Origin of the sequence: Streptomyces sp. NBC_01006, from assembly GCF_045162725.1 — a bacterium.
Lineage (GTDB): Bacteria > Actinomycetota > Actinomycetes > Streptomycetales > Streptomycetaceae > Streptomyces.
Genome location: NZ_CP108700.1, coordinates 3,790,463 through 3,816,579, shown reverse-complemented (window position 1 = coordinate 3,816,579; position 26,117 = coordinate 3,790,463). Strand labels below are relative to the sequence as shown.

Annotated in this window: 28 protein-coding genes; 11 read left to right on the top strand and 17 right to left on the bottom strand. The window is 72.7% G+C overall.

Annotated features, from left to right (window positions below; genetic code table 11):
- Positions 1-4: 4 nt before the first annotated feature.
- Together OG509_RS17290 and OG509_RS17285 are read right to left on the bottom strand one after the other, a co-directional pair.
- A complete protein-coding gene (locus tag OG509_RS17290; RefSeq protein ID WP_406183434.1) occupies positions 5-1,624 on the bottom strand; it encodes a serine/threonine-protein kinase in 1,620 nt (539 codons plus the stop codon).
- Between the two features lie 89 nt (positions 1,625-1,713).
- Positions 1,714-2,040, bottom strand: a complete 327-nt coding sequence (locus tag OG509_RS17285; protein WP_406183433.1) for a protease inhibitor I9 family protein — start codon at positions 2,038-2,040, stop codon at positions 1,714-1,716.
- 377 nt (positions 2,041-2,417) lie between these two features.
- Between OG509_RS17285 and OG509_RS17280 the strand changes: the two genes are divergently transcribed.
- Positions 2,418-3,599, top strand: a complete 1,182-nt coding sequence (locus OG509_RS17280; RefSeq protein ID WP_406183432.1) for a S8 family serine peptidase — start codon at positions 2,418-2,420, stop codon at positions 3,597-3,599.
- A 65-nt stretch (positions 3,600-3,664) separates the two neighbouring features.
- On the top strand, positions 3,665-5,062 hold the full coding sequence (locus OG509_RS17275; protein ID WP_406183431.1) for a PQQ-binding-like beta-propeller repeat protein: 1,398 nt from the start codon (positions 3,665-3,667) through the stop codon (positions 5,060-5,062).
- 1 nt (position 5,063) lies between these two features.
- Here OG509_RS17275 and OG509_RS17270 read toward each other — a convergent pair whose 3' ends face one another.
- The 3 genes from OG509_RS17270 to OG509_RS17260 all read right to left on the bottom strand — a co-directional run bounded on the left by OG509_RS17270 (position 5,064) and on the right by OG509_RS17260 (position 6,889).
- Positions 5,064-5,642 (bottom strand): Uma2 family endonuclease, encoded by a 579-nt coding sequence (locus OG509_RS17270; RefSeq protein ID WP_406183430.1) that lies wholly within the window; start codon positions 5,640-5,642, stop codon positions 5,064-5,066.
- Between the two features lie 172 nt (positions 5,643-5,814).
- Positions 5,815-6,069 (bottom strand): DUF397 domain-containing protein, encoded by a 255-nt coding sequence (locus OG509_RS17265; RefSeq protein ID WP_406183429.1) that lies wholly within the window; start codon positions 6,067-6,069, stop codon positions 5,815-5,817.
- Positions 6,053-6,889 carry a Scr1 family TA system antitoxin-like transcriptional regulator gene (locus tag OG509_RS17260; protein ID WP_406183428.1) on the bottom strand — a complete coding sequence of 279 codons (837 nt, stop codon included), beginning with the start codon at positions 6,887-6,889 and terminating at the stop codon, positions 6,053-6,055. Before OG509_RS17260 ends, OG509_RS17265 begins: the two co-directional genes overlap by 17 nt.
- 115 nt (positions 6,890-7,004) lie before the next feature.
- Between OG509_RS17260 and OG509_RS17255 the strand changes: the two genes are divergently transcribed.
- Positions 7,005-7,223 (top strand): hypothetical protein, encoded by a 219-nt coding sequence (locus OG509_RS17255; protein ID WP_030156956.1) that lies wholly within the window; start codon positions 7,005-7,007, stop codon positions 7,221-7,223.
- Positions 7,220-7,765, top strand: a complete 546-nt coding sequence (locus tag OG509_RS17250) for a hypothetical protein (RefSeq protein WP_406183427.1) — start codon at positions 7,220-7,222, stop codon at positions 7,763-7,765. The genes OG509_RS17255 and OG509_RS17250 overlap by 4 nt, the downstream gene beginning before the upstream one ends.
- Here the strand turns inward: OG509_RS17250 and OG509_RS17245 are convergent.
- From OG509_RS17245 to OG509_RS17230, 4 genes are all read right to left on the bottom strand, one after another.
- Positions 7,755-8,048: a PIN domain-containing protein gene (locus tag OG509_RS17245; RefSeq protein ID WP_406183426.1), complete on the bottom strand. Its 294-nt coding sequence runs from the start codon at positions 8,046-8,048 to the stop codon at positions 7,755-7,757. The two genes, OG509_RS17250 and OG509_RS17245, sit on opposite strands and share 11 nt — an antisense overlap.
- 116 nt (positions 8,049-8,164) lie before the next feature.
- Positions 8,165-8,437: a CopG family transcriptional regulator gene (locus tag OG509_RS17240; RefSeq protein ID WP_406183425.1), complete on the bottom strand. Its 273-nt coding sequence runs from the start codon at positions 8,435-8,437 to the stop codon at positions 8,165-8,167.
- Positions 8,438-8,579: 142 nt separating this feature from the next.
- A complete protein-coding gene (locus OG509_RS17235) occupies positions 8,580-9,170 on the bottom strand; it encodes a GNAT family N-acetyltransferase (RefSeq protein ID WP_406183424.1) in 591 nt (196 codons plus the stop codon).
- Positions 9,171-9,196: 26 nt separating this feature from the next.
- A complete protein-coding gene (locus OG509_RS17230; protein ID WP_406183423.1) occupies positions 9,197-9,964 on the bottom strand; it encodes a DUF4232 domain-containing protein in 768 nt (255 codons plus the stop codon).
- 213 nt (positions 9,965-10,177) lie between these two features.
- Between OG509_RS17230 and OG509_RS17225 the strand changes: the two genes are divergently transcribed.
- On the top strand, positions 10,178-11,491 hold the full coding sequence (locus tag OG509_RS17225; RefSeq protein WP_406183422.1) for a helix-turn-helix domain-containing protein: 1,314 nt from the start codon (positions 10,178-10,180) through the stop codon (positions 11,489-11,491).
- A 22-nt stretch (positions 11,492-11,513) separates the two neighbouring features.
- On the opposite strand, the gene OG509_RS17220 is transcribed toward OG509_RS17225, so the two are convergent.
- The 3 genes from OG509_RS17220 to OG509_RS17210 all read right to left on the bottom strand — a co-directional run bounded on the left by OG509_RS17220 (position 11,514) and on the right by OG509_RS17210 (position 14,974).
- Entirely contained in the window at positions 11,514-13,004 is a 1,491-nt protein-coding gene (locus tag OG509_RS17220; RefSeq protein WP_406183421.1) for a PTS transporter subunit EIIC, read from the bottom strand.
- A gap of 69 nt (positions 13,005-13,073) precedes the next feature.
- Complete coding sequence (gene murQ, locus OG509_RS17215) at positions 13,074-14,042, bottom strand: N-acetylmuramic acid 6-phosphate etherase (protein ID WP_406183420.1); 969 nt, start codon at positions 14,040-14,042, stop codon at positions 13,074-13,076.
- Positions 14,039-14,974 (bottom strand): MurR/RpiR family transcriptional regulator, encoded by a 936-nt coding sequence (locus OG509_RS17210; RefSeq protein ID WP_406183419.1) that lies wholly within the window; start codon positions 14,972-14,974, stop codon positions 14,039-14,041. The genes murQ and OG509_RS17210 overlap by 4 nt, the downstream gene beginning before the upstream one ends.
- A 101-nt stretch (positions 14,975-15,075) precedes the next feature.
- Here OG509_RS17210 and OG509_RS17205 point away from each other — a divergent pair, with 101 nt between their 5' ends.
- The gene (locus OG509_RS17205) at positions 15,076-15,453 is read left to right on the top strand and encodes a hypothetical protein (protein WP_053690615.1); all 378 of its coding nucleotides are present in this window, start codon (positions 15,076-15,078) and stop codon (positions 15,451-15,453) included.
- 7 nt (positions 15,454-15,460) lie between these two features.
- Positions 15,461-15,730 (top strand): DUF4031 domain-containing protein, encoded by a 270-nt coding sequence (locus OG509_RS17200; protein ID WP_403729227.1) that lies wholly within the window; start codon positions 15,461-15,463, stop codon positions 15,728-15,730.
- Between the two features lie 40 nt (positions 15,731-15,770).
- Here the strand turns inward: OG509_RS17200 and OG509_RS17195 are convergent, their stop codons facing one another.
- Both OG509_RS17195 and OG509_RS17190 read right to left on the bottom strand, forming a co-directional pair.
- The gene (locus OG509_RS17195; protein WP_406187607.1) at positions 15,771-16,997 is read right to left on the bottom strand and encodes a Cmx/CmrA family chloramphenicol efflux MFS transporter; all 1,227 of its coding nucleotides are present in this window, start codon (positions 16,995-16,997) and stop codon (positions 15,771-15,773) included.
- Positions 16,998-17,053: 56 nt separating this feature from the next.
- Positions 17,054-17,770 carry a hypothetical protein gene (locus OG509_RS17190; RefSeq protein ID WP_406183418.1) on the bottom strand — a complete coding sequence of 239 codons (717 nt, stop codon included), beginning with the start codon at positions 17,768-17,770 and terminating at the stop codon, positions 17,054-17,056.
- A gap of 117 nt (positions 17,771-17,887) precedes the next feature.
- Here OG509_RS17190 and OG509_RS17185 point away from each other — a divergent pair, with 117 nt between their 5' ends.
- Entirely contained in the window at positions 17,888-18,592 is a 705-nt protein-coding gene (locus tag OG509_RS17185; RefSeq protein WP_406183417.1) for a copper homeostasis protein CutC, read from the top strand.
- Between the two features lie 109 nt (positions 18,593-18,701).
- Here the strand turns inward: OG509_RS17185 and OG509_RS17180 are convergent, their stop codons facing one another.
- Positions 18,702-20,813 (bottom strand): HelD family protein, encoded by a 2,112-nt coding sequence (locus tag OG509_RS17180; RefSeq protein WP_406183416.1) that lies wholly within the window; start codon positions 20,811-20,813, stop codon positions 18,702-18,704.
- A 314-nt stretch (positions 20,814-21,127) separates the two neighbouring features.
- Between OG509_RS17180 and OG509_RS17175 the strand changes: the two genes are divergently transcribed.
- Together OG509_RS17175 and OG509_RS17170 are read left to right on the top strand one after the other, a co-directional pair.
- On the top strand, positions 21,128-21,313 hold the full coding sequence (locus OG509_RS17175; protein WP_030156930.1) for a hypothetical protein: 186 nt from the start codon (positions 21,128-21,130) through the stop codon (positions 21,311-21,313).
- Positions 21,314-21,381: 68 nt separating this feature from the next.
- Positions 21,382-22,260 carry a glycosyltransferase family 87 protein gene (locus tag OG509_RS17170; RefSeq protein ID WP_406183415.1) on the top strand — a complete coding sequence of 293 codons (879 nt, stop codon included), beginning with the start codon at positions 21,382-21,384 and terminating at the stop codon, positions 22,258-22,260.
- On the opposite strand, the gene OG509_RS17165 is transcribed toward OG509_RS17170, so the two are convergent.
- Entirely contained in the window at positions 22,214-23,869 is a 1,656-nt protein-coding gene (locus OG509_RS17165; RefSeq protein ID WP_406183414.1) for a DNA repair helicase XPB, read from the bottom strand. The genes OG509_RS17170 and OG509_RS17165 overlap by 47 nt on opposite strands.
- A 541-nt stretch (positions 23,870-24,410) precedes the next feature.
- On the opposite strand from OG509_RS17165, the gene OG509_RS17160 reads away from it, so the two are divergent.
- Positions 24,411-24,734, top strand: coding sequence for an N-acetyltransferase (locus OG509_RS17160; protein WP_406183413.1), 324 nt, complete (start codon positions 24,411-24,413; stop codon positions 24,732-24,734).
- Positions 24,735-24,783: 49 nt separating this feature from the next.
- Here the strand turns inward: OG509_RS17160 and OG509_RS17155 are convergent, their stop codons facing one another.
- A complete protein-coding gene (locus OG509_RS17155) occupies positions 24,784-26,067 on the bottom strand; it encodes a hypothetical protein (protein WP_406183412.1) in 1,284 nt (427 codons plus the stop codon).
- Positions 26,068-26,117: the final 50 nt, after the last annotated feature.

The window sequence follows — 26,117 nt, the reverse complement described above, 5'->3', positions numbered from 1 at the left end:
GCAGTCAGGACGCGCGCCAGACCGTCATGTCCGCGGAGATCCAGTCGGGCAGGCCGTTCAGCCGCACGACCGACTTGATCTGGATCACGAGCAGCGCGATGTCTCCCGAGGGGTGCCGCACGCAGATCTGGGTGCCGGGCGCCACTGCGGCCAGCGGGAGCGTGTGCTGGGTGGAGGCCTTCGTGAGGAGGCTGCACGTGTCGAGGTTGCCGGTGCCGGGGTCGGCGTACAGCTGGACGAGTACGCTCGCGTCGCTCGCCAGCTCACAGCTCTTCTTCTCGCAGTCCAGGCGGATGTCCCCCGTACGGTCCTCCCGCTTGACCGGGTCCTTGATGCCGATCGAGTTCTTCTCGTCCAGCCAGACCTGGGGGTAGGGAACGGGCGCCGGAGGCTTGGAAGCCTTGGGCGTACTTGATGCGGATCCACCGGCTCCGGTGGATCCGGCGGTGGCCTTGCCGCCGCTCGCCGGGCCGGGGGACGTGGCCGCGGCCGCGCTCCGTTCGCGCGCCCGGTCCGCCGCGTCCATGACCGTCCAGGCCAGACCGGTCAGCAGGGCTGCCGACGCCGTCACCGCCGCGGTGACGATCAGAGCGGTACGCCGTCTGCGCTTACGCTCCTCCTCCGGCGTGAGGGGCGTCGTGATCGGCGGCTGCCAGGCCATCGGGGACGGCTGCGGCGGCTGCTGATCCAGGGCCCGCGTGTGGACCGAGGTGGGGTGCGGTACCGGAGCCGGGACCACCGGCTCCGGCCCCGCCACCTCCCGCCAGACGGCGGGACCACCGCCCGCGTCCGCGTCCTTGCCCAGCCGCTGCCTGCACCACGCCACGATCTCCGCCGGGGTGGCGCGATCGTCCGGATCGGCCGCCAGACACCGGGCGATCAGCGGGCGCAGCGATTCCGGCAGCCGGGACAGGTCGGGGTCGGAGTGCACGATCCGGAACAGCACGCTGACGGAGGGGCCGTCTCCGTACAACGGCTCGCCCAGCGCGGCGAACGCCGCCGTCTGGCCCAGCGCGAAGACATCGGTGGCCGCCGTGGTCTCGCCCGCCAGCGCCTGCTCGGGGGCCATGTACTGGGGCGTGCCGATGGCGCTGCCCGTGGCGGTGGGCGAGGTGGTGCCGGACGCCAGCGAGATGCCGAAATCGATGACCCGGGGCCCGTCGGCGGCCAGCAGTACGTTCGACGGTTTCAGATCGCGGTGCACGATCCCCGCAGCGTGGATGACCTCCAAGGCCTCGGCCACCCCGGCCACCAGCCACAGCACAGCGGGCACCGGCAGCGGTCCGCGCCGGGCCACGGCCTCCGACAACGAGGGCCCCGGCACGTACACGGTGGCCAGCCAGGGCGGCGCCGCGTCCACGTCGGCGTCGATCAGCTCGGCGGTGTACGCACCCCGGACCCGCCGGGCCGCCTCCACTTCCCGGCGGAACCGCCGCCGGAACGCCGGGTCCTCGGCCAGCTCCGGCCGCACCACTTTGATCGCCACGGGGCGGCCGCCCCGGGTGTGCGACAGGTAGACCCGGCCCATGCCGCCCGCGCCGAGCCGGGCCGCGAGGCGGTAGCCGGCAACGGTCTGCGGATCGTCTTCCCGCAGGGGCTGGAACACCTCGGTCGCGCTGTTCATCGGTCTCCCCCCGACTCCCCCGATCAACCGATGAGTTGATCGCCCTCACCCTAAGAGGCGGGCAGGGAGGCGAAGCGGCCGGGCGCCCGTCAGCCGGCCGAGGCGGTGCCGTCCTCCTCGACGGCCTCGACGCCCGGCAGTGCGTGCAGGGCAACGAGCTGGGCGGGGCTGAGCGGGGCGGCGAAGCCGTGCAGGGTGGAGTCGAAGACGTGGACCGGGGTGACACCGACCTGCCGCGCCACGTCGGCCGGGTCGAGGTCCCTGCTCACGGTGACGATGTACGTGGGGTGGTCGGCGGGGGCCGCGTACGGGACCGGCTCGCGCACGGCGGCCGTGGCCGCCGACGCGGGCAGGGCGGCGAAGGCGGCCAGGACGACGACGGCTGCGGGCAGGGCCCGGCTCAGGCGGGTGCGCATGGGGCGAGGCCATCACGTACAACGGCGCAGGTCAACGACGTCTACGGGGGTGGCGGGGGCACCGGGGGCGCAGCGGTCGTGCGCTCGCTGGTGTGGGGGCGGGCCATACGGGTGATCTTGCTGGAGGGCCGCGGGCCGCACGGGCCGGGACCGCGCGGGGCGCGGCCTTGACGGCACAAGGGAACAACCCTTTCTGTAGCTTGTGCGACAGGCCGTACGGGCGCGGGCGGCGGACGATCCGCCGGGCGGGCGGCGGCGGTTCAAGACGCACCGGGGTGGCACCGATGGAAGAGAAGGCCGCCCCCACAGAAGCACTCGTCGTCGTCGGGGCGGCTCTCTCATGCCGATCCTCAGCCCCCCTTCAGGGAGTTCCTTCCATGCGCCTGCTCGCACGCCTGGCCGCTGCCGCCCTGCTCACCGTGCCCCCTGTCGCCGCCGGTACGGCCGCCGCCGACACCCCGGAGCCGACGCCGGTACCGCTGCACACCTCCGCGAGCGCCGTGCCCGGCCAGTACATCGTGACGCTGGAGAAGGGTCAGGACGCGGCGAAGGTCGCGACGAAGCTGGGCCTGAAGCCGACGTTCGTCTACTCGAAGGCGATGACCGGCTTCGCGGTCCCGCTGACCCAGCTCCAGTTGCAGATCGTCCGGGTGAGCCTCGGTGTGAAGTCGGTCGAGGAGGACGCCGCGGTCCAGTCCGTGCCGCAGCCGACCCGGACGCCGGGTACGCGGGCGCCGTCCTCGACGTGGGGCTTGGACCGGATCGACCAGAAGGAGTTGCCGCTCGACAACACCTTCACCACCCAGGGCAACGGCGCCGGGGTGACCGCGTACATCCTCGACACCGGCATCGACTACGCCCACACCGAGTTCGGCGGGCGCGCCACCTTCGGCTACGACGCCATCGGCGACGGGCGGCTCGGCGCGGACTGCCAGGGCCACGGCACGCACGTTGCGGGCACGGTTGCCGGCAAGACGTACGGGGTCGCGCGCAAGGCCAACCTGGTCAGCGTCCGCGTCCTCGGCTGTGACGGCAAGGGCACGTGGTCGGGGATCATCGCGGGCATGGACTGGGTGGCGAAGAACGCCAAGCAGCCGGCCGTCATGAACGGCTCCCTGGGCGGGGACCTGTCGCAAGCCGTCAACGACGCCGCGACCGCGCTCTCCGACGCGGGTGTGCTGCCGGTGATCGCTGCGGGCAACTCCGCGAAGGACGCTTGCCTCGTCTCGCCCGCGTCCGCCGCGCGCGTGATCACGGTCGCTGCATCCAACCAGTGGGACGAGGAGACCGACTTCACCAACTACGGCAGCTGCGTCTCCCTCTACGCGCCCGGGCAGGCCATCGTCTCCGCGAAGCTGGGCGGCGGCAGCGTGGCGCTCGACGGCACGTCGATGGCGGCGCCGCACGTCGCCGGTGTCGCCGTCCTCTACAAGCAGGCACACCCGAACGCGGACCCGGCGGAGCTCAACGAATTCCTGGACACCGAGGCCACCAAGGACGTCCTGAAGAGCATCAGCAAGACCAGCCCGAATGTGCTGCTGAACACCGGCGGTCTCTGACCGGCAGAGGTTCCGGCGAACTCGGCCCTGGCCCGATCGCGGATAGGCTGCGGGCCGGGGGGATCATGGACACGCCACTGCCGCTCGTGAAGCGGCTCCGGGACCACGTACGGCTCGCCGCGGCCTGCGCGTTCAGCGCGGTCGCGGTGCTGTACGCCGTCCTGTGCGTGAAGCTGACCGTCGTGGACATGACCGACGGCGTGTGCGACTTCGGCGGCTGCCCGCGCGGGCTGGGTTCGCTGGTGCTGTGGGCGCTGGCCGCCGGGCTGGCCGCGGGCGGCCTGTGGTGGTCGGCCGTGAAGGGCCGCGGGTACCGCTCCGGCGTCGGCTGGACCGTGGCCGTCGCCGTTGCGCTCGTCGCGCTGTGGCCCGGCTGGCTCGGTTTCTCGTGGCTGCGCGGCCCGCACATGGACCTCTTCTCGTACCAGGTCCCGCAGAGCGCGGAAGCCGGGAAGCCGCTCGGCTCCTGGGCGGGGGACCCGGCCACGGGGTTCGTGATCCGGGCCCGCGCGGACGGCGTGACCGGCTACAACGGGGAGGGCCGCCACGGCTGGGGCCTCCCCGCCCCGGCCGGCGGCGCGGTGTGCGCGATGAGTACGGACACCCCCTCGGACACCGGTCTGCTCACCTTGACCACAGCGGGGAGCGGCTGCGGCAACCGCCTCGTCGCGGTGGACATCACGTCGGGCAAGCAGCGCTGGACCAAGGACATCCCGAAGCTCGTCGGCAAGCCGTCAGCGGGCGGCTCCCTGGCCGTGACCGCGACCGCAGACGCCGTAGTCGCGTATGACCTGGTCACCGGTGCCGAGCGGTGGCGCTCCCCGCTGCCTGCGGGCGCCTCCGCCATGGAGGTCGCGGCCGGCCCCGACCGGGTCCTGCTCCTGGCCCGGACCGACAAGGGGGTCGAGCTGTTCGCGCTCGACGCCCGCAGCGGTGCCCTCACCTGGCGGTTCGTGATGCCGGTCGGGTACGAGTCCCCGAGGATCGTGTCGGCGTCCCCGGCCGCCGCCGTCGGTGACGGGCGCCTGCTGGTGTTCGACGACGCGGGCCGCCCGCGCGGGGAGTCGGAGGCGCCGTACGTCCCGACCACGGGTGGGGCGGAGTGGCTGGTCGCGGGCGACGTCCTGTACGCGTCGGTCCCGGAGCGGGAGCAGCGGGAGCTTCTGGCGGCGTTCTCGCTGAAGGACGGCCGCCACCTGTGGACCCGCGCCTTCGACCACGACTGGCGGATCCGCGCCCTGGCCGCCGACCGGACCGGCCGGATCGCCGTGGTCACGGAGGGCGCGTACACCCACCTCTGGCACCTCGATCCGGGCACCGGGAAGCCGGCCGGAGAGTCGACGGTCCTGCGAGGGCTCCGGCTGGGCGAGTCGTTCGCCCTCTACGGCAGGACGTTCGTCAACCTCGACGACGACGCCCGTCTCCCGCCGATCTTCGACGTGGCCCCGACGATCGGCTGGTGAGTCAGCTCGCGTAGTCCTTCAGGGCCTCGGTCCTGAGCGTGATGCCGACCGGGTCCGGGATCTTGACCGTTTCGCCGTACGGGAAGGAGCGGCTCTCGCGGTACGAGCCACCGCTGGGATCACTGTGGACGGTCACCGCGCAGTTCTGCCGGTCGATGAGTAGGTAGACCGGGATATCGGCCGCCGCATACCCGTCGCGCTTCTCGCTGCGGTCACGCCGGTCGGTGTCCGCATCGGGGGAGGTCACCTCCATGACCATCAGGGTGCCTGCGGGATCGGCCCATTCCCCCTGGCCGGCGAAGTGCGCGACGGGTGCGAGAACGCCGTCGGGGCGGGCACGTCCGGCGCGATAATGCTCGACTACCAGACCCTGCTCGGGGTGTAGGTCGAGTTCGGGCCGCTGCTGCATGCACTGGCGGAGCAGCCACATGAAGATGGCTCCGTGGTCACCGTCGGGCACTGGCTTGACCTCTAGCCTTCCCGCAATGAATTCGAGCGTCACGGTTTCGGGTGCGCCGTGCTCAAGTGCTTCGAAGTCATCGAGGGTCATCTGGGGACGCCTGGTGGAGCGAGCGGACATGGGATCGCCTCCTCGACTCCATGGTGCCTTGCACGCCCGGCGAAGGACCTTGTGAAGCGCCATGTGTGACTCCGTTCAGCTACGGCCTGGCATACGCTAGAGGCATATGCCAGATCGTGTCCGCCCGGTCGCAGATGGTTAGCCCGATGGTGTGACCGGCAGGTTCGACGGGTCAGAGGCTGGTGATGAACGCCGTCCAGGCCGGGCCGTTGAAGGTGAGGTGGGGGCCGTCCGGGACCTTGGAGTCCCGGACGGGGACGAGGTCGGGGTGGCCGTCGGCGACTTCCAGGCAGCTGCCGCCGCTGCCGTCGCTGTACGTGGATTTGCGCCAGGTCGCCATCTCCAGGCAGTCGCCGCCGCTGCCGTCGCTGTAGCTCGACTTGTGCCAGATGGCGACTGACAGGTCGTACTCAGGCATGCTGGTCATGCGCGTAATCCTCCGCTACAGACTCGATCAAGGCCAGCGATTCGTGTGGTGGCAGCGCACTGGCCGTGAGCAGATCGTAGGTCAGGGAATGGCGGTTGACCTCGGCTGGATCATCAAATAGAAGCCCCGTTCCGTTGCCTTGAGAGTAGGCGAGTGGGGGCGCGTCCTCGAAGGCCATCAGCTTGATGGAACCGCCGGTGGAGGCGTGGGCGCCCGCGCTGAACGGGAGTACCTGCACGATGATCCGGTGTGACCGGATCAGGTTCGCGATGTGCCTCAGGGCTTCGGCCATCACCGCCGCGCCGCCGACCGTCCGTCGGAGTACCGCCTCGTCAACCACACACCAAAACAATGGTGTTGTTGGATCAGTGAGGAGGGCTGCGCGGGCCAGCCGGTTCGTGACCAACTCTTCGATGGTCTCCACTGTCGCCGTTGGCTGGTAGGCGCGGCATACGGCCCGCGCGTACGCCTCCGTCTGCAACAGACCCGGGATGATCAGCGGGGCGTACTCCCGGATGGCCTTCGCCAGAGCTTCGGCCTCGGCCGCCGCCGCGAAGTGGTCCGGGTACTTGGACTTGGCCAAGGCCCCGCAGTTGCGGGCGAAGAAGCCGTTCGTGTCGAGGATCTCGTCGATCTGCCGGGCGAATTCGATGTGCATGCGCCGTGTGCCCGCTTCGAGTTGGCCGATGAACGAGCCGCTGACGAAGAGGGGTTCGCCCAGTTCGGCCTGGCTGAGGCCGGCGCGTTCGCGGGCCACGCGCAGTTCGGCGCCGAGCAGGGCGCGGGGTGAGGAGGATGGGTCTAGGTTCTTGCCTGCCATGGCAACTCTCCTGGCAACACGTGCCGTTGTTGAGGTGTCCGTATGGAAAGGCTAGCGAGACCGCCGCCACTCTGTGTGTCGAAGCTGAACACTCAGAGTAGAAAGGTGACATGTCATGGTGCTCTCTCCACAGGAGCGGATGCAGGCGGCCGAAGAGGCCGTCCGGCAGCTGAAGGAGTCCCTGGCCGGGGTGGGGGTGCTGTTCCCCTCGCTGGACGTGGAGCGGGTCTCGGCCGCCGGTACGTACGGTCTGCCGCTGGTCGACCTGGGCCGCTGCAACCTGGACACCGCGCTCCGGCTGGCCGCCGTGCTCCACGAGCGGGCCAACCCGTGATCGGGGACGCCGCCGCCGAGTGGGGCTTCGAACTCGGCTGGAAGCTCCGGGGACTGGAGCACGTCCTGCTCGGCAGTGGATGGAAGCGTGACGGGCGGCCGAGGCCGTCCGCTTCGGGCGTGCAGCGGTTCACGCTGATCCACTGGCCGGTGGGGGAGAGCGCGCGGTTCGAGGATGCCCGCTACGACGGGCTGAAGGCGCGGCCGCCGCAGGGCTGCGCGGTCGAGGAGATCGGCGGGCGCTTCGGGCTGCGGTGCGAGCGGCCGGGTGCGCGGCTGCTGGACGCGGTGGGCGAGCTGTGCGGGGAGATCCGGGCCGAGTACGGGCTGCTCATGACCGACCTCGGGATCGAGAAGCTGTGGGAGTGGTCGGCGGACGGCACGGACGGCTGGGGCGCCGAGATCGTGGGCCAGCTGCTCCTGATGGCCGCCGAGCGGGGCCCGCGCCTCGGCTACGGCGTCGATGACCTGGTCCGTTTCCTGCGGACCGCGGCCGGGTCGTGCCGTGACGGGTCGGGCCCCGCGGGGGTGGTCAGGCCTTGACCGTGGCGAGGCGTTTGCCGCAGAGGGCCGTCAGGTCCTCCGGGTCGGAGGTCAGGACGGTGACGGGCCCGGGCGCCGCGAGCGCGGTGGCGGCGAGCATGGCGTCGATGGCGTGCTTGTGCCCGTGCAGTCCCGCTTCGCGGAGCAGATCGGCGGCACGGTGGGCGATCTCCTCCGTGACGGGTTCGACCACCACGCGGGACAGTGCCCACTTCAGTGCCGGCACGTTGATCTGAGGGTGGATCACTTCGGCGAGGGTGGCCGTGCTGGTGATGACGCGCAAGTCGTCGGCGAGGGCGAGGGCGAGTCACCGCGTGATCATGCGGTCCCGCAATACGGCCTTGGCGAGTCCCTCGCTGTCGAGCACGAGCGTGCCGGCCGGTGTTGCCGCCTGGCGGGTCATGAGGCCTTCCTCTCCGGCTCGCTGTCGGCCGTCTGCTCGGCGCGGGCACGCCGCTGGATCTCGCGCGTGGCCTCGATCTCTTCCTCGGTGAGGGGCCCGTGCTCCGCCTCGGCGACGGCGATGAGCTCGGCCAGGTTGTCGCGCTCGATCTGGCGGGCCACGGCGGCGGTGACGTAGGCGGACAGGCCCGAGGGGCCGCTGCGGGCGCGAGCGGCCTCGGCGACGTGGCGGGGCATCGAGATCGAGTACTTCTGGGTGGGCTCGCTCATGCCACCCATGCAACTTCCGATGCCACCGCCGTGCCCGGCGTGTGGGGTGAGGGAATACATGTGCATAGGCTGCTGGCATATGCGGACTCCTGAAGCGGTCATCGCAGTGTGTTAGCTCGATGGTGTGATCATGCGCCGAGCTTCAGGCGGGGACCGGGCCGTCCGTGCGCAGGCGGGCGTGGAGGTGTTCGTCGTGCCAGCCGTCCGCGTGGAGGAGGGCTCCGCGCATGGTGCCCTCCAGGGGGAATCCGGCCTTTTCCGCGATGCGGCAGGAGGCCGGGTTGGCCACGGAGTGGGTGATGCGTATGCGGTGCAGGCCGAGTTCCTCGAAGGCCCAGCGGCTGACCCGGGCCACGGCCCCGGCCATGACGCCGCTGCCGCGGCCCGCGGGCAGCAGCCAGTAAAGGATCTCGCCGCTTCCGCCGGGCAGATCGAGGTCGGCCAGGCCGATCAGGCCGGCGGCCGGGACGCCGGCGGCGGGGGCGACCGCCCAGATCGCGGCCTTCTCAGCCTCCCAGTTGGCGCGGTAGCGCGCGATGCGCTCCTCGGCCCGGGCCTCGGTGAACCCGCCCGTGCGGTTCCAGTGCTGGATGTCCGGGTCCGTGCCGGAGGCGACCAGCGCGGGGGCGTCGTACGGCTCCCAGGGCCGCAGGAGCCACCCGCCGGGGAGGCCGAGCACGGTCCGGGGCAGCGCGCTCATCCGGCCGGGCGGGACGACGGGGGGTATCTCCATGCCGGAGAGTATGCCGAGGCTCCTGCTCAAGAGCCCAGCGCGTCCTCGATGTTCTGCTGCCAGTACGTGACCGTCAGCGAGCTGTCGTAGTAGACGCCCTTGGCCGGCAGGGACGGGGTGGCGGGCGCGCCGCCGCTGCTGTTGGGCGTGCGGCCCTGGAAGGCGATCGTGAGCTTCTGTCCGGTCGTTCCGCCCTCGCCGCTGCCGTCGGCCGCCGCCAGCATGGCCGCCGCGTGGCCCGACTGGCCGGGCGCGAGGGACACCACGGCCTGGGGGTGGGTCTCCTGCCGCGGGGCCGGGGCCCACTGCATCTCGTCGAAGCGGAGGACCGGGTAGTACGTCAGGTCGCAGGGCTTCGAGCCGGTGTTCTTCACCGAGATCAGCATGTGGTTGAGCGGGCGGGCGACCTGCTGGACGGTCACTTCGGTGTTGGAGCCGTTGCACAGGACGCGGCTGCCCGCGGCGGCGGCCGGGTCCGACGAGCCGCCCTTCGCGTCTCCGGAGCCGGAGCCGGAGCCGGAGTTGGAGCCGGTGTTGGACCCGGAGCCGGTGCCCTTGCCCGTGCCGGTACCGGTCTTCGTGGAGCCCGGGGCGGGGGTGCTCGGGGCGTTGCTCGTGGCACCCGTCGGCGAGGGGGTCGCCGTGGTGGAGTCCGAGGCGGTCGCGGCTCCTCCGTCCTTGAGGCCCGTGCCGTTCTGGCACGCGGTGAGGGCGAGCGCGGCGAGGGCGACGGCGGCGGCACCGGCGAGACGTCGGGTGGTGCGGGGGGTGCGGGCGGTGCGGAGCGCGGTCATGGCTGATTCCCTTTCATATGGCCCGGCAGGGGCGGCGGTCCGTCGGGACCGGCGCCGGGAGCCGTGTGCTTGGATGACCTCAGCCTGTGCGGTGATCCGTCCCAGCCGCGACACCCGAGGGGCGGTCAGGGACGCTGGGATGCTGAATGGGCTCTGAGCTGCTGGAACAGCCTGTTGCTGGGATGCGGGACGGGACACGGGGTGGGAGGAACAGTGTCGGAAGACACTGCTGATGCCGGGTTCGCCCGGCTGCTGCGAGAGCTGAAGGACCGGTCCGGGCTCAGCTACGGAACGCTCGCCAAGCGGCTCCACATGAGTACGTCGACCCTGCACCGGTACTGCATCGGCGACGTCGTCCCCGCGGACTACGCACCGGTCGAACGGCTCGCCCGCCTCTGCAAGGCATCGCCCGAGGAACTCGTCGAACTGCACCGGGCCTGGGTGCTGGCGGACGCCAACCGGCCGCGCAAGGGCGGTGAGCCGGGCGTCAGGACACCGAGCGCGGAGGCGCCTGTAGAGACGCTTCCGGTGGAGTTGGCGGAGTCGGCCGAGTCGGAGGACCCGGCCGAGCCGCCTGCCGAGTCGGCCGGCCCTTCCGCGCCGCACGGGCGCCGCCGGATCCGTGCGGCCGTCCTCGCGGGGATCGCCGTGGCCGTCGTGGCCGGGGCGGTGGCGCTCACCGCGTACCTGCCGACACGCGACGGCGACGTCCGGGAGCGCCCCGCCGGTGCCGTGTCCCTCGCGGACGGCGCCGGGCAGCGTACGGACGGCGGGACGACGGCGGCGCCCGAGGCGGCACGGTCGGGAGCCTCGCCGTCGGACTCGCCCTCGGACTCCGCGCCCGCGGCCGGCACCGCCCCGACCGCCCCCACCGCGAGCCCGTCCTCGGCCGGTCGCGGCGGCGACACCGCGTCCGGTACGCCGGTGAAGGTGACCACCCAGCCCTACACCTGGGAAGCACCGTGCGGCCAGCACTACCTGATCGAGAGGGCTCCGGCCCAGGTGGCCCCGCCGCCCCTGGAACGGGACGCACCCGCGTGGGTGGGGGCGGTCGGAGCCGTGTCCGCGGGCGAGCAGTACGTCACGCTGACCCTCCAGGGCGCCGGCAAGGAAACCGTGGTCCTGGACAGCCTGACCGTCCGTATGGCCGGCAAGCGTGCGCCGCTCGCCTGGAACGACTACGCCATGGGCTACCCGGGCGTCGGCTGCGGCGCCGGCGTGCCGACGCGCTCCTTCACCGTCGCCCTCGACGCCGTGCGCCCGGCCGTCGTACCCGAGGCGGGGCAGCCGAACTTCCCGTTCAAGGTGAGCGAGTCCGAGCCGGAGGTGTTCTACGTCAAGGCAGGCGCCTCCGCGTACGACGTGAGCTGGTACCTGGAGCTCGCCTGGTCCAGCGGGTCCCGCCACGGCACCGTCACGATCGACAACAACGGAAAACCTTTCCGTACCAGTGGTCACAACGGGCGGCCCGGCTACGAGTTCCCCCTCGGCGGCGACGGCTGGGTCCCGGCGGGAACGACTTCCTGACCCGCCCCGGACCGCCACGCCGTCAGGTCATCGCCGGTTCCTTGTCGGCGTCCGCGGTCGGGGCGGCGTCCGCCGCGGGCTGCGGGTCGGTGTTGAGGTCCGTCAGCATCTGGCGGGTGAAGCCGAAGAACCAGGTGGCGGCGAAGCCCACCAGGTAGCCGACCGCGAGGCCGCCCGCGTAGATCGCGATGGTGACGCCCGCGCCGGATTCGCCGTCCAGCAGCGGGAACAGGGCCCAGCCCGAGGGGCCGATGGCGGTCGAGCCGAAGGCGACGCCCAGCTGGTTGAAGAGCCCGACGAACGCGCCGCCCGCCGCGCCGCCCACGCAGGCGGTGACGAAGGGGCGCCCGAGGGGGAGCGAGACCCCGTAGATCAGCGGCTCGCCGACGCCCAGGAAGCCCGCCGGGAGCGCGGACTTGATGGTCGTCCGCAGGGACCGGTTGCGCGGGAGGCGGCAGTACACCGCGAGCGCCGCGCCGACCTGGCCCGCGCCCGCCATGGCGAGGATCGGCAGGAGGGCGGTGTGGCCGGTCTGCTCGATGAGGGTGGTGTGGATGGGGATCAGGGCCTGGTGCAGACCCAGCATCACCAGAGGCAGGAACAGGCCGCCGAGGACCAGCCCGGCGAAGGCGCCGCCGCCCGCGAGCATCCAGGTGGCGAAGGAGCCGATGGCGGTGGCGACCTCACCGGCCAGGAACATCAGGCCGAAGATCGTGACCAGTCCGGAGACCAGGACGGTGAGGGTGGGGGTGACCAGCGCGTCCAGCGCCTCGGGGACCCACCTGCGGCACAGCCGCTCCACGTGGACGGCGAGGAACGCGGCCGCCAGGGCCCCGAGGACCCCGCCCTGGCCGGGGGAGAGGTGCTGGCCGAACGCGTCGATCTTCGCCACGCCCGGGAAGACGATGATCGCGGCGACGGCCCCGCCCAGGATCGGCGTACCGCCGAACTCCTTGGCCGTGTTGTAGCCGACGAACACCGCGATCAGCGACATGAACCCGGAGGCGATCGCGGCGAGCGCCGGGACGACGGCCGGCAGCCAACCCGTGTTGAGCAGCACGCCGTTCAGGCCCGCGATGATGCCGCAGCCGATGAGCGCCGGGATCAGCGGGACGAAGACGTTCGCGATCCGGCGCAGGAACAGCTTGACCGGGGTGCTGTTGCGGGCCTTCTGCGCCTGCTTCAACGCGGCGCCCTGGGCCGCGAGTTCCTCGGCGGTGACGGCCGTACGCGGCGGGTGCCCGGCCGCGCGGCCCTCCTCGACCAGCGCCTCGAACTCCGGGGTCACCCGGGCGACGGTCCCCGGTCCGAGCACGATCTGGTACGTCGTGTCGTCCTCGACGACGCCCAGCACCGCGGGCAGCGCCCGCAGCCCCTCGTCGTCGACCAGGGAGCGGTCGTGCAGCGCGATGCGCAGCCGGGTCATGCAGTGTGCGATCGAGCTGATGTTGTCCGGGCCGCCGACCAGGGGGAGGATCGCGGCGGCGGTGGCGCGGTTCTTGTCAGTGGACATGTGGTGATCGCCTTGCGTCGGGGAAACGGGGCAGTCAGGAGGGGCGGGAAGGGCAGGAGGGGCAGTTGGTCAGCGAGCCGAAGTCGGGGCCAGGGCCAGGGCCTCGCGGAGGTGGCCGCCCGCGGCCGTGAGCAGTCCGGCCGCCGCCGGGCCGTCCACGCCTCCGAGCAGGACGAGCACGGCCTGCTTGACCTCGCCGCCGGTGGCGTCGAGCGCGGCCTCGATCTCCTCGTCCGGCGCGCCGGTGGCCAGCGCCACGATGCGGCGGGAGCGGGCGCGCAGCTTCTCGTTGGAGGCGCGCAGGTCGACCATCAGGTTCCCGTACGTCTTGCCGAGCCGGATCATGGTGATGGTCGAGATGAGGTTCAGTACGAGTTTCTGCGCGGTACCCGCCTTCAGCCGGGTGGACCCGGTCAGCAGCTCGGGCCCGGTGACCACCTCGATGCCGTGCTCGGCGGCCGCGGCGAGCGCCGATCCGGCGTTGCAGGACAGGCCGACGGTGAGCGCGCCGCGCGTACGGGCGTACTCGACGGCGCCGATCGCGTACGGGGTGCGGCCGGAGGCGGAGACGCCGATGACCGTGTCGTCCGGGCCGATGTCCAGCGCGGCGAGGTCCTCGGCGGCCAGCTCCTCGGAGTCCTCGGCGCCTTCGACCGACCGGACCATGGCGCCGGGCCCGCCCGCGATCAGGCCGACGACCTGCGCCGGGTCGGTGTTGAAGGTGGGCGGGCACTCGCTGGCGTCCAGTACGCCCATCCGGCCGGCCGTGCCGGCGCCTGCGTACACGAGCCGCCCGCCACGGGCCATCCGTACGGCGATGGCGTCGATCGCGGCGGCGATCCCCGGCAGCTGCGCGGCGACGGCGGCCGGGACGGTGGCGTCACCGGCGTTCATGGTGCGGGCGATGTCGAGGGTGGACTGCCGGTCGATCTCCGCCAGTTCGGGGCGGAAGGCCTCGGTGGTCAGGGTGTCGAGCTGGGCGCGGAGCGCGGCGTGCGAGCTGCCGGCGTGCGAGCTGTCGGTGTACGAGCCGGTCATGGGCGGGGGCTCCTGGCGGATCGGCGGGGGGCGAGCGCCTCGTACGAGGCGGCGAGCGCGGGGGCGGCGGTCTCGTACGTCTGCTGCGCGACGGCGACGAACAGGCAGTCGACGACGAGGAGTTGACTGGTCCGGCTGGACATGGCTGCGGGGCGCAGCCGGGTCTCGCGGGCGGCGGAGGTGGCCAGTACGAGGTCGGCGTAGTGGGAGACGGGGGCGTTCGGGCGGCCGGTGAGCGCGATGGTGGTGGCGCCGCGCCCGAAGGCCGTACGGAGGGGGTCGATCACGTCGCCGGTGGCGCCGGAGTGGGTGATCGCGACGGCGGCGTCGCCGGGGCGCAGCTGGACGGCGCCGGTGACGGCCAGGTGGGGGTCGGCGTGGGCGTGGGCGACGAGGCCGATGCGCAGGAGCTTCTGGGCCAGGTCCTGGCCGACGAGGGCGGAGGCGCCGACGCCGTAGATGTCGATCCGGCGGGCGGTCGCGAGCGCGGTGACGGCGGCGGCGAGCGCGGCGAGGTCGAGTCCGGCGGCGGTGTCGGCGAGGGTCTGGGCCTCCTCGTGGGCCAGTTTGGCGACGACGTCGGCGATGGGGTCGTCGACGGCTATGTCGGCGGTGACGGCCGGGGCCGCGCCGGACTCCTGCTGCGCGGCGAGCGCGGCGAGGGCGAGGCGCAGGTCGCGGTAGCCGGGGTAGCCGAGGAGGCGGGCGGTGCGGACCACGGTGGCCTCGCTGGTGCCGGTGCGCGCGGCGAGCGCGCTGACGGTGAGGCGGGAGCAGCCGGCGGGGTCGGCGGCGACGGTTTCGGCGACGGCCCGGACGGAGCGGGTCATGGAGGGGCCGAGGCTGCGGACGCGGGCCCGCAGTGGGACTGCGGAGGCGGTCGCGCCGCCTTCCACGGCGTCGCTGAAAGTTACTTTCGGGTCGGCGCTCATTCTTGAAATCTATTTTCGGCCCGGGTGGGGGTCAAGGCACCATTCGGTACCGGTGTGGAAGGACCTTCACCACTTGGCCCATACGGGGCCACAATGGGCCCATGGACCACGCGACCCCACTGGAACAGGCGCTGCACGTCGCCCGTGCACTTGTTCTCGCCGATCTCGCCGCCGGCGAGGTCGCCGACGCCGATGTCGTCTCCCTCGTCGAGGACTCGGTCACGCACCGTCGGTGGTGGGTGGAGCAGTGGCCGGAGGGGGTCGACTACCTTCCCGGACTCGTCGCCCAGGACGTACAGGACGCGCTGCTGGAGAAGTACGGCCGCTGGCCGCTGTGCCCGGTCTGCTCGCACGGCGATCCGCACGCGCTGGACGTGGACCCGGAGTTGGGACCCGATCCGCACTGGGTGTGCGCCAAGGCAGGGGTGAAGGTCGCCGCGGTCGGCGCCCTCGGCCCCGTGTTCGGCGCCGGCCGGTGAGCCGCCGGTGACGCTCTACATCGACCCGCCGACCTGGCCGGGCCACGGCCGCATGTGGTCGCACCTGGTCAGCGACGTCTCGTACGAGGAACTGCACGCCTTCGCGGCGTCGATCGGCTGCCCGGCGAAGGCGTTCGAGCGCGACCACTACGACGTGCCGTCGCACCGCTACGCGGACGCGGTGGGCGCGGGCGCGGTGGAGATCGGCAGCAAGGAGCTCGTACGCCGCCTGACGGACGCGGGGCTGCGCCGGCCGAAGGGGCGCCCGGCGGCGTAGCGGCCGGGCTCGGCTCGGCGGTGCCCGGCCGGGTCAGGGGTCAGCGGGTGGCGGCCCGTGCGGTGGCTGCGTCCGGTGCCTGCGGGGTCGACGACGCGATCACCCGGGTCGGGGGCTGCGGTGTGCGGGTGTGGAGGCGCAGTGCGATCGCGGCGAGGGCGATGGCCGTCACCGTCATCGCCGCACCCGCCCAGGCGGTGGCGGCGAAGCCGCGGCCGGCGTCGATCACCGTGCCACCGAGCCACGGGCCGCCCGTGTTGCCGAGGTTGAACGCCGCGGTGGTGGTGGCTCCGGCCAGGGTCGGGGCCGCGCCCGCCACGTTGAACATGCGGGCGTTGAGCGCGGGCGCCGTGAAGAACGCCGAGACGCCCATCAGGAACGACAGCCCGACGGCCGCCACCGCCGACGACGCGAACAGGGCGAGCGCGACGAGGAAGACCGTCGACGCGGTGATCCCCCACAGCATCACGCCGAACAGGTGCGCGTCGGCGATCCGCCCTCCGATCGTCGTGCCGACGAGCGCGCCGACCCCGAAGAGGCCGAGGATCCACGGCACCCACCCCGCGTCCAGCCCGGCGACCTCCGTCAGCAGCGGCGACAGGTAGCTGAAGGCGCAGAAGACCCCGCCCGCCGCCAGCGCCGTCACGCCGATCGACAGCCACACCTGGCGGTCGCGGTAGATGTGCAGCTCCCGCGCCAGGGTGGGCCGTACGGCGGGCCGCGGGATGTCCGGGATCAGCGCCAGGATGCCGACGAGGGCGACCGCCGAGGCCGCGGCGACCGACCAGAACGCGGACCGCCAGCCCAGGTGCTCCCCGAGGAAGGCGCCGGCGGGGACGCCGAGGACGTTGGCGATGGACAGGCCGCCGATCATGACGGCCATGGCGCGGGCCCGCTGGTCCTTGTCCACCATCGCGATGGCGACGGCCGCGCCGACCGCCCAGAACCCGGCGCAGGCGAGCGCGGAGACGATGCGCGAGGCGAAGAGGAGCTCGTACGAGGGGGCCAGCGCGCCCGCGACCTGCCCGAGGCCGAAGAGGCTGATGAGGGCGATGAGGGTGGTGCGGCGCGGGAGCCGCAGGGTGGCCACCGCCAGCAGCGGCGCCCCGATGACCATGCCGATCGCGAAGGCCGATATGAGCAGGCCGGCCTGCGGGATGGTGACGTCCATGTCCTGCGCGATGGGCGGCAGCAGCCCCGAGAGCATGAACTCGCTGGTCCCGAGCGCGAAGACGGACAGGCCGAGGACGTACACGGCGACGGGCATGCGGGAGCGTGCGGCGGCGGAGGGCATGTTCTGCACGAACCGCCGCGAAGCGGATCTCATTCCCCGGCAGCCGGGTCGGCGGTGGGATCGGCGGCCGGGTCGGCGCTCAGAACGGCGAGCTCGGCGGCCAGGTTGCGGCGGGCCGGGGCCTCCCAGTGCGCGGTGCCGTACGGGGTGCGGAAGAGGCGGGGCAGGCCGAGCAGCTGGCGCAGTACGGCGGCCCGGCCGGTACGGAAGGCCTCCTCGGGAACGAAGCCGTACTCGGCGCGGACGGCGGCGACGTACGCCGCGTACGCGTCGGGCGCGCCCGCGAGCACGGCCAGGTCGGCGTCGCAGAGCACCTCGCCGTCGGTGTCGCCCGGGGCGGGGTCGTGGGTGACGGTGAGCCGGACCAGGCGTGCCACCTCGGCGGTGCGGGCCGCGTCGATGCCGAGCTCGGGCAGGGCGCGCTCGGCGAGGGCGGCGCTGCGCTCCTCGTTCTCGGAGCGGTCGGGGCGGTAGACGGCGTCGTGGAACCAGGCGGCGAGCTCGACGGCGGCGGGGTCGGCGGCGTGCGCGGCCAGTACGTCGATCCGCGCGAGTACGTCGGCCAGGTGGGCGGTGGTGTGGTAGCGGCGCTGGGGCTCCGCCCAGGCGGCGAGGAGCCGGTCGGCGTAGGGGGCGGGGTCGCGATCGGCGGCGGCGCCGGCGGCGGTGGTGGTCGCGTGCCAGCGGGCGCGGAGCGGGGCGGTGTCGGGCGCTGCATCGGGGGCGGTGTCGGGCGCGGTGTCCATGCGCACATTGTGCGGGTGGCGTGATTGTGCTGGTGGAGGGTGGGCGGAGGCCCGTACTCTAGATATTGGACTAGACCTATTTTCCATACCAGCAGCTTTCCGGAGGAGTGGGGCCCAATGAGCAACCGTGCAGTCCTGGAGGTGATCGCCCTCGACGCGGAGGACGCGGTCGCGGCCCAGGTGGGTGGGGCGGACCGCCTCGAACTGGTCACCGACATGGCCGCCGACGGGCTCACCCCGCCGCGCGAGACCTTCGCGGCGATCAGGGCGGCGGTCGACATCCCGCTGCGCGTGATGCTCCGTACCACCGACGGTTTCGCGGCGGGCTCGGCCGCGGATGTGGAACTGCTGGCCGGGCAGGCGCGGGCGCTGCGGGCGGAGGGGGCGGACGAGTTCGTCCTCGGGTTCCTGGACCGGGCAGGCGGCCCGGACCTGGCCGCGATCGAGGCGGTCGTGGCGGAGCTGGGCGGCTGCAAGTGGACCTTCCACCGGGCCATCGACCGGGCCGCGGACCGGGACCAGCTGCGCAAGGCGCTCGCGGAGCTGCCGGGGTCCGCCGGGCCGGACACGTACCTGACGGCGGGGTCGCCGGCCGGGGTCGAGGCCGGGCTGCCGGTGCTGCTGGCCGAGGCGGCGCGGCGGGGGGAGCCGGGGTACACGGCGCAGATCCTGGTGGGCGGCGGGCTGGCGCTGTCCCATCTGCCGGAGCTGCGCGCGGCGGGGATCGACGCGTTCCACATCGGCGGCGCGGCCCGCCCCGACGGCTGGTCGGCCCCGGTCTCCGCGTCGGCGGTGGCCGACTGGCGCGCGGCCCTGTCCTGACGGCCCTGTCCTGACGGCCCTGTCCTGACGGCCCTGTCCTGACGGCCCTGTCCTGACGGCCCGGGCCTGGACCGCCGGCGGGGTGGGCCCGCCGGCGTTCGGGCTCCGGCTACGCCAGCGCCGCCGGCAGCGGCTCCGCGTGGAGCAGCGTCAGGCCGGAGACGGCTCGGGTGAGGCAGACGTACAGGCGGCGCAGGCCCGTCCGCTCGTCCGGCTCGCCCGCCACGATCGCGGCGGGCTCGTCCAGGACCACGTAGTCGTACTCCAGGCCCTTCGCCAGCGACGCCGGAACGAGGGTGAGGCGCGACTGCGCCGTCGTCTCCTCGCCGGGCGACAGGTACGCCATCCCGGCCGCCTCCAGTGCCTTCGCCAGCTCCGGGATCCGGGCGTCCGCCGCGATCAGGCCGATCGAGCCCTCGTGGCCGAGCGAGGCGCGGCAGGCGTCGATCACCGAGGCGGCCAGGTCCGACGGGTCCGCCGCCGGTGCCACGACCAGCGAGCCCGGCGTCTCACGCACCGACGAGACCGGGGCCAGCCCCGGCGAGATCGACGGCAGCAGCCGCGAGGCGTACGCGATCACCTCGCGCGGTACGCGGAAGCCCGCCGTCAGCTCCTCCAGCACCGCCTCCGGCTTGCCCAGGTGCGCCAGCGCCTCGTCCCAGCCGCGCGTGGCCCACGGGGTCGTGCCCTGCGCGAGGTCGCCCAGGACCGTCGCGGAGCCGGTCGTACAGCGCCGCCCGACCGCCCGGTACTGCATCGGCGACAGGTCCTGCGCCTCGTCGAGGACGACGTGGCCCAGCGAGTGCGTGCGTTCCACCAGGTCGGCCGCCTCGTCGATCAGGACCAGGTCGGCCGCCGACCACTTCGCCGACTTCACGCTGCGGAAGGGCTTCGCCCACAGCAGCAGCTCCTGCTCCTCGTCCGAGAGCACCCCCTGCGCGTGCTCCGCCAGGAACTCCGGGTCGGACAGCAGGCGCAGCACCAGCTTCGCCGGGTCCACGGCCGGCCACATCGCTTTGACCGCCGCCTTCACGGCGGCGCCCCGGGCCACGGCGTCCTGGACGCGGTCGTCCGGAGCCTCGCCCGCCTGCTCCATCCGTACGAGCACGGTGTGCGCGATCCGCTGCGGCAGCGCGTCGCGGGCGGCGCCGTAGCGGATGTCGCGGTCGAGGAGTTCCGCCACGATCTCCTCCAGCTCGTACGCCGGCACCCGCCACCGGCGCGAACCGCGCACCACCATCAGCGGCTCGGCGGGCGGGCTGACGTGCGAGCGGACCGCGCGGCGCAGTACCTCCGCCATGCGGGCGTCGCCCTTGACGACGGCGGTCGCGGCGGCGTCGGCGCCGCGGATCTCCAGACCGTCGCGGGAGACGAGGTCCTCGACGGTGGCCTGCTTGACCTCCAGCTCGCCGAGGGCCGGGAGGACCTGTTCGATGTAGTGCAGGAAGGAACGGTTCGGCCCGATGACCAGCGTGCCGGTGCGGGCGAGCCGCTCGCGGTGGGCGTACAGCAGGTACGCGACGCGGTGCAGGCCGACCGCCGTCTTACCCGTGCCGGGGCCGCCCTGCACACAGACGGAACCGGACAGGCCGGAGCGGACGATCTCGTCCTGCTCGGGCTGGATCGTCGCGACGATGTCGCGCATGGGGCCCACGCGCGGGCGCTCGATCTCCTGCTGGAGCAGCTTGCTGACGGCGGCCCTCTCGGAGGGGTCGGAGAGGTGCTCGTCCTCGTACGCGGTGAGTTCGCCGCCGGTGTAGCCGAAGCGGCGGCGCAGCGCGATGTCCTGCGGGTCGTTCTTGGAGGCCCGGTAGAAGGGCTGGGAGACGGGCGCGCGCCAGTCGATCACCATGGGGTCGCCGTCGGCGTCGTGGACGTGGCGGCGGCCGATGTAGAACTGCTCGCCTTCCGCGCCTTCGGCGAGGTCCGCGCCGGGGGCGTGCAGGTAGTTGAGGCGGCCGAAGAAGAGCGGGGTGTGCGCGAGGTCGGCGAGGGCCTTGATCCGGTCGTCGATCTGGGCCTGGAGGACGATCGCGTTGACCCAGTTCGCGGTGACGTCGCGGATGTCGAGGGCCTCGACGTCCTCGCGCATGGCGCGGAGCGCGGCGCGGGAGGCGGTGAGGTGGGCCTGCTCGCGGGCGAGGGGGTGGGTGGCGGTGCCGGTTTCTGGGTCGGTCTCGGTCTCGGTCTCGGAGTCGGCTTCGGGGGCGTGCGCGGACACGGAAATGCCTCCAGCTGCTGATCGGTACGGAACGATGCCCGCCGGTTTCCGACCGGAAGGCGGCTCTCCCCGAAACGGCGGCGGGAGGCGGCAAGAGCGGAGATTGTAGTCAGCGGGTGGCCGGGACGCGAACGGATTCAACCGGGTGCAGGTCCCTCCGGAGGGGTAGGCCCGTACGGGTGTCATACCGGGGAGTGTCAGACCTCGGGCAGAGCCACTAGGGGACGGCATGGGCCGGGAGGAGTAGGCGGGAGGGCCTGCGGTTCCACCTGCAGACCGATGTGATATCCGGGAAGAGAACGCACCATGGATACATGAGCACCGCAACCTTCACCCCGATCCGGGGCGGCCGCCCTAGCGGCGCCACCGCCACTTCCGATTCCCCTCCCCGCCACCTGGTGGGCAATGCCCTGCGCGCCGCGAAAGTCTTCGCGGCTGCGGCCGTCAGCGTGGTCGTCCTGGGCGAGTACGCCGAGGACGCAGGCGTCATACGCCGCTGACCCGCGGCCCCGCTCCGCCTGGCCGGATAGCGGCGGGGCGGCCGCGGTGATCCACTAGGGTCACGCGCGTGACCCGGAGTCTCCATTCCAGCCCCCCGACGTCGCCCCTGGTCGGCGTGCTGGTCACGGGCTCGCTCCTCGTGCTCGGCGTGCTCTGCATCGTGGTGCGGATCCCGATCGCCGACGGCCTCGCCGCCGGTTTCAGTGCCGGTTTCAGCGCAGCCGAGTGGCGGCCTCCCGCCGCGTACCCGCCCTTCGCGGCGATCCTGTTCACCCCGGCCGCCTGGCTGCCCGCGGGCGTCCTGAAGGCCGTCTTCGTGCTCGGCAACGCCGGCCTGCTCGCCCTGCTGATCCTGATGTCCTGCCGCCTCGCGGGACTGCGGGCCCGGCCCGGGCCCGTCCTGGCCGCCACCATCGCCGGGCTCTGGGTGGAGCCGCTGTTCCAGAGCCTGCTCGCCGGGCAGATCAACCTGGCGCTGGCCTGCCTGGTCCTGTGGGACCTGCGCCGGCCCCGCGCCGCCCTCGGCAAGGGCTTCGCGCTGGGCACCGCCGCCGGGATCACCCTGACCCCGGCGCTGCTCATCCCGTACCTGCTGCTGACCGGCCGGATCCGGGCCGGGCTGACGGCACTGGGCGCCCTCGCCGGTACCGCCCTGCTCGGGCTGCTGGTTCTCCCGCAGGCCTCCGCCGAGTTCTGGGCCCGGCACCTGCCCGCCTCCGGCCGGGCCCTGCTGCCGGACTCGCCGCACCTGTGGGTCTGGTCCGTCCCGCTGCTCGCCCTCCTGGCCCGGACGGCGGCCCGCCACCGCCCGAAGCCCCCGCCGGACCTCGTCCTGATCCCGGTCCGGGTCCGCAGATCACCCCTCGGGCAGCAGGATGTCCGTGTCGTCGACCGGGCGGTCAGTCCGTCGGGCCGTCGGTCGTCAGGAGTTCGTCGGCGTCCATGATGCGGTAGGCGTAGCCCTGTTCGGCCAGGAAGCGCTGGCGGTGGGCGGCGAAGTCCTGGTCGATCGTGTCGCGCGCGACGACCGAGTAGAACCGCGCCTCGTGGCCGTCCGCCTTCGGGCGCAGTACGCGGCCGAGTCGCTGTGCCTCCTCCTGGCGGGAGCCGAACGTACCGGACACCTGGATGGCGACGGTCGCCTCCGGCAGGTCGATGGAGAAGTTCGCCACCTTCGAGACGACCAGCACGCTGATCTCGCCCTCGCGGAAGGCGTCGAAGAGCTTCTCCCGCTGCGCATTGGAGGTCTCGCCCTTGATGACGGGCGCGTCCAGGTGCTCGCCGAGCTCGTCGAGCTGGTCGATGTACTGCCCGATGACCAGGGTCTGCTCGCCCCGGTGCTTGGCGACGAGCGCCTCGGTGACCTTCCGCTTCGTCGCCGTCGTCGCGCAGAAGCGGTACTTCTCCTCCGTCTCGGCGGTCGCGTAAGCCAGCCGCTCGCTCTCGGTCAGGTTCACCCGGACTTCGACGCAGTCCGCCGGCGCGATGTAGCCCTGCGCCTCGATCTCCTTCCAGGGCGCGTCGAACCGCTTCGGGCCGATCAGCGAGAACACGTCCGACTCGCGGCCGTCCTCCCGGACCAGCGTCGCGGTCAGGCCGAGCCGCCGCCGGGCCTGGAGGTCGGCGGTGAACTTGAACACCGGCGCCGGCAGCAGGTGCACCTCGTCGTAGAGGATCAGGCCCCAGTCCCGGGAGTCGAACAGCTCCAGGTGCGGGTAGACGCCCTTCCGCTTCGTCGTCAGGACCTGGTACGTGGCGATGGTGACCGGCCGGATCTCCTTGCGGGTGCCGGAGTACTCGCCGATCTCCTCCTCCGTCAGCGAGGTCCGCTTGACCAGCTCGTGCTTCCACTGGCGGGCCGAGACGGTGTTCGTGACCAGGATCAGCGTCGTCGCCTTGGCCTTCGCCATGGCCCCGGCGCCGACCAGCGTCTTTCCGGCGCCGCAGGGCAGGACGACCACGCCCGAGCCACCGTGCCAGAAGCCCTCGACGGCCTGCTGCTGGTACGGCCGCAGCGCCCAGCCGTCCTCGACGAGGTCGATGGCGTGCGCCTCGCCGTCGACGTACCCGGCGAGGTCCTCGGCCGGCCAGCCCAGCTTCAGCAGGGTCTGCTTGATCTGCCCGCGCTCGGAGGGGTGCACGGCCACGGTGTCGGGGTCGAGCCGGGCGCCGACGAGCGGGGCGATCCGCTTGGAGCGCAGGATCTCCTCCAGCACGGGCCGGTCGGTGCTGGTCAGGACCAGCCCGTGCACGGGGTGCTTGGAGAGGGTGAGGCGGCCGTAGCGCGCCATGGTCTCGGCGACGTCGACGAGCAGCGCGTGCGGGACGGGGTAGCGGGAGAACTCGACGAGCGCGTCGACGACCTGCTCGGCGTCGTGCCCCGCGGCCCGCGCGTTCCACAGGCCGAGCGGGGTGATCCGGTACGTGTGGATGTGCTCGGGGGCCCGCTCCAGCTCGGCGAAGGGGGCGATGGCCCGCCGCGCCGCCCCGGCGAGCTCGTGGTCGACCTCGAGAAGCAGTGTCTTGTCGCTCTGGACGATGAGAGGCCCGTTCACAAACGTCCCTTTCCTGCGGGGGGTGCCCGCCCGAACGCGGACGGCCAAACCTCCAGTCTGCCGTATCCGCCCGGTGGGGGGACAGCCATCGCCGCAGGGCCGCGTACGAGCCGCTGCGCGACTGCGGCCCGCCGGCCAGTCGTCGACCTCGAAGGACTCGTCGGAGACGCGGAGGACGACGACCGCGTGCGCGGCGAACCGCACCCGGCACCCGCTCTCGGCCGAGCTGACCAGCTCGCGGTCATGACCGACCTTGCTGGTGCGGGACCGAGAGCTGGCGTGGAGGGGCGGCGATCTGGAGGGCGTGGTCGAGCAGAACGCCGGTCTGCGCAGTCAACTGCACGGGCAGGTACGGGGCGGAAATCCGGGCGACGGTGGGCGGGACGGTTCGTAGGGTCGGGGGATGGATGATCGACTTGGTTTTGTGCCGGATGGGTTCGACGTGCCGCTCACGTTCGTTGGCGACGGGTTTCGGTTGGAGCCGTTGGGGGAGCGGCACAATGCGCGTGATCTCGCCGCCTGGAGCGGGAGCATCGCGCATGTGCGGGCCACGCCCGGGTTCGAGGGGCGGGGGTGGCCGCCGGTCGAGGGGATGTCCGCCGAGGCGAACCTGGCCGATCTGGCGCGGCACGCGCGGGACTTCGCGGACCGGAAGGGGTTCACGTACAGCGTCCTGGACGGGGACGAGGTCATCGGCTGCCTCTACATCTACCCGGGGAAGGACGCGCCGGAGCGGGTGGGCGTCAGCTCCTGGGTGCGGGCGGACCGGGCGCCGCTCGACAAGGTGCTGTACGGGGCCGTCACGCGCTGGCTGGCCGAGGTGTGGCCCTTCGAGGCCGGGCGGATCGACTACGCGGCCCGGTGAACGCCGAAGGGGCCCGGCACTTGTGTGCCGGGCCCCTCCTGCGTCGGTGTCAGCCGCGGACGGCGCGGCGGCGGTGGGCGCCGAGCCAGGCGGCGCCGCCGCCGAGGGCGACGAGGACGGCGGCCAGGCCGGAGTACAGGCCGGTGTTCGAGTCGGCGCCGGTGTGCGCCAGGGAGCCCGTGGCGCCGGTGGCCTTGGTGTTCGAGTTCGCTACGACCGCGGTGGCGGAGGCCGAGGCGGACGCGGACGCGGACGGCGACGGGCTCGTGGACGGCTGCGTCGTGGCGGACTTGCTCGGGGTCGGCGCCGGCGACGTGGTCGCGGTGGCCGGGGCGAGCTGGAACTTCGTCTCGGCGCCCGCGAACTCGTAGGTGTTGCCCTCGGCCAGTCCGATGCCGGCCTGCAGGGTGATGTCGGTGGCCTTCTTGAAGTCCGTGTTCGGGCCGAGCGAAGTCCGCAGGTGCACGACGCGCTCGCCGGCAGCGGCGCTGAAGCCCTTCGGGATCGTCGGCAGGTCGAAGTTGTACGGGTCGGAGGTGTTCACGCCCTGCCACTTGCCGTCGACCAGCATCTCAAGCTGGAGGTTGGGCACCTTGACGTTGGAGCCGAAGTTCACGCCCAGCGACGTGCGCAGCGCCGTGCCGAACTCGCCGTCGCCGGTGAGCCGGTAGCTCAGGTCCATCTCGCGGCACTGGAGCGCCGGGACGCCCTTGCAGTCGCCGGCGTTCTTGAACGAGGTCTCCAGCTTGCCCTTCTTGACCGACGGGTCCGTCTTGAAGGTCAGGGAGGCGGTGTGGCCATCCGCCACCTCGCCCGAGTAGCTCGTGGCCGTCAGCGTGAAGTCGCCGTTGGTGGTCGGGTAGCTCTTGCCGAGGCCGAGCGTGACCTTCCAGGTCATCTTGGCCCCTGCGGGGATCTCGAAGCCCTCGCCGGTCGGCTTGCCCGCCGGGTGGAACATGCCCTGCCACTCGCCGTCCTGGTGCCCGATGAAGGACTCGGTCGCCGGCGCGGTCACGCCCTCGACCTTGAAGACGACGTCGCTCTGCTGGAGCGGGCTCGCGCCCGCGCCCTCCAGGAGCATCCACGGGTGGAAGGAGCTGGGCTTGTCCGCGGGGTTGGCGACCGTCAGCTCGAAGGTCTCCGTCGCACCGCCGCGGGTCAGCGGGCCGCTCGGCGCCGGGGCACCCATCGTGATCGTCAGCGCGTGCAGGTTCTCGGCGGCCGGGGCGGCGTACGCCGACAGCGGCATCAGGACGGTACCGGCGACGGCGGCGACGACGGCGGTGGCGGCCGCGGAGCGGAGGGTGCGGTGGGTGGCGGTGCGAGCGGACATGGTGGACTCCCCCCAAGGAATCACGAAGGCAGGCGAGCAGCGCAGAGCGG